The sequence below is a fragment of the Paraburkholderia sp. SIMBA_030 genome (assembly GCF_046535245.1).
Taxonomy (GTDB): domain Bacteria; phylum Pseudomonadota; class Gammaproteobacteria; order Burkholderiales; family Burkholderiaceae; genus Paraburkholderia.
Genome location: NZ_JAWRXB010000055.1, coordinates 1 through 1,786, shown reverse-complemented (window position 1 = coordinate 1,786; position 1,786 = coordinate 1). Strand labels below are relative to the sequence as shown.

The window sequence follows — 1,786 nt, the reverse complement described above, 5'->3', positions numbered from 1 at the left end:
ACGCTCGACTACGCGCGCAGCATCATCGACATGTACGAGCCGCGCAAACGCTTCGATTCGGGCACGTGGGGAATCATGGGCATTGGCATGGGCTTCGCGATCGGCGCGGCGGTGACGAGCGGCAAACCGGTTGTCGCGATCGAAGGCGACAGCGCGTTCGGCTTCAGCGGCATGGAACTCGAAACCATCTGCCGCTACGACTTACCGGTCTGCACGATCGTCTTCAACAACAACGGCGTGTATCGCGGCACCGACGTGAACCCGACGGGCGGCAAGGACGTCGCGCCGACCGTGTTCGTGAAGGGCGCGCGCTACGACAGGATGATCGAGGCTTTCGGCGGGGTCGGCTACAACGCGACCACGCCGGAAGAACTGACGAAGGCGCTCGTCGAAGCGATCGCATCGGGCAAGCCGACCTTGATCAACGCCGTCATCGATGAAGCGGCCGGCACCGAAAGCGGCCGCCTGACCAATCTGAATCCGCAAAGCGCGGCGATGAAAAAGTAATCCAGGGCAACTACGGAGATATCACTGTGACCAAACCTCTCGAAGGCATCAAGATCATCGACTTCACCCACGTACAGGCCGGCCCCGCGTGCACCCAGCTGCTCGCCTGGTTCGGCGCCGACGTGATCAAGGTTGAACGCCCGGGCTCGGGCGACGTCACGCGCAACCAGTTGCGCGACATCCCCGACGCCGACGCGCTGTACTTCACGATGCTCAACAGCAACAAGAAGTCGCTCACGCTGGATACGAAAAAGCCCGAAGGCAAGGAAGTGCTCGAAAAGCTGATTCGCGAATCTGACGTGCTGGTCGAGAATTTCGGTCCGGGCGCGCTGGACCGGATGGGCTTTTCGTGGGAACGCCTGAACGAACTCAATCCGAAGATGATCGTCGCTTCGGTGAAGGGCTTCAGCGACGGCCATCACTACGACGACCTGAAGGTCTACGAAAACGTCGCGCAATGCGCAGGCGGCGCGGCGTCCACCACCGGCTTCTGGGACGGTCCGCCGACCATCAGCGCCGCAGCGCTCGGCGACAGCAACACCGGCATGCATCTGGCGATCGGCATTCTGACCGCGCTGATCGGGCGCGACAAGACCGGCAAGGGCCAGAAGGTCGCGGTGTCGATGCAGGACAGCGTGCTGAACCTGTGCCGCGTGAAGCTGCGGGACCAGCAGCGGCTGGAGCGCGTGGGTTATCTCGAGGAATATCCGCAATATCCGCACGGCGAATTCAGCGATGTGGTGCCGCGCGGCGGCAATGCGGGCGGCGGCGGTCAGCCGGGTTGGGTGCTCAAGTGCAAGGGCTGGGAAACGGATCCGAACGCATACATCTACTTCACGATTCAGGGCCATGCATGGGAGCCGATCTGCAAGGCACTCGGCAAACCCGAGTGGATCGATGACCCGGCTTACAAGACCGCTGAAGCACGTCAACCGCATATCTTCGAGATCTTCGGAACCATCGAAGCCTGGCTCGCCGACAAGACCAAATTCGAAGCGGTCGACATCTTGCGCAAGTTCGACATTCCGTGCGCGCCAGTGCTGACGATGAAGGAACTGGCCAACGATCCGTCATTGCGCGCGAGCGGCACGATCGTTGAAGTGCCGCACAAGAAACGCGGCACGTATCTGACGGTCGGCAGTCCGATCAAGTTCTCCGATATGAAGCCGGAAGTCACCGCGTCGCCGCTGCTCGGCGAGCACACGGACGAAGTGCTGGCGAGTCTTGGCTATAGCCAGCAGGAAATCTTCAACCTGCGCGAAGTCAAAGCGGTTTGACG

2 protein-coding genes are annotated in these 1,786 nt (G+C 61.5%); both read left to right on the top strand.

Annotated elements, in window-relative coordinates:
* A partial coding sequence (locus tag SB772_RS38960; RefSeq protein ID WP_410838385.1) for a thiamine pyrophosphate-dependent enzyme occupies positions 1-507 on the top strand: 507 nt, incomplete at its 5' end.
* A gap of 26 nt (positions 508-533) precedes the next feature.
* Positions 534-1,784 (top strand): formyl-CoA transferase, encoded by a 1,251-nt coding sequence (gene frc, locus SB772_RS38955; protein ID WP_410838384.1) that lies wholly within the window; start codon positions 534-536, stop codon positions 1,782-1,784.
* Positions 1,785-1,786: the final 2 nt, after the last annotated feature.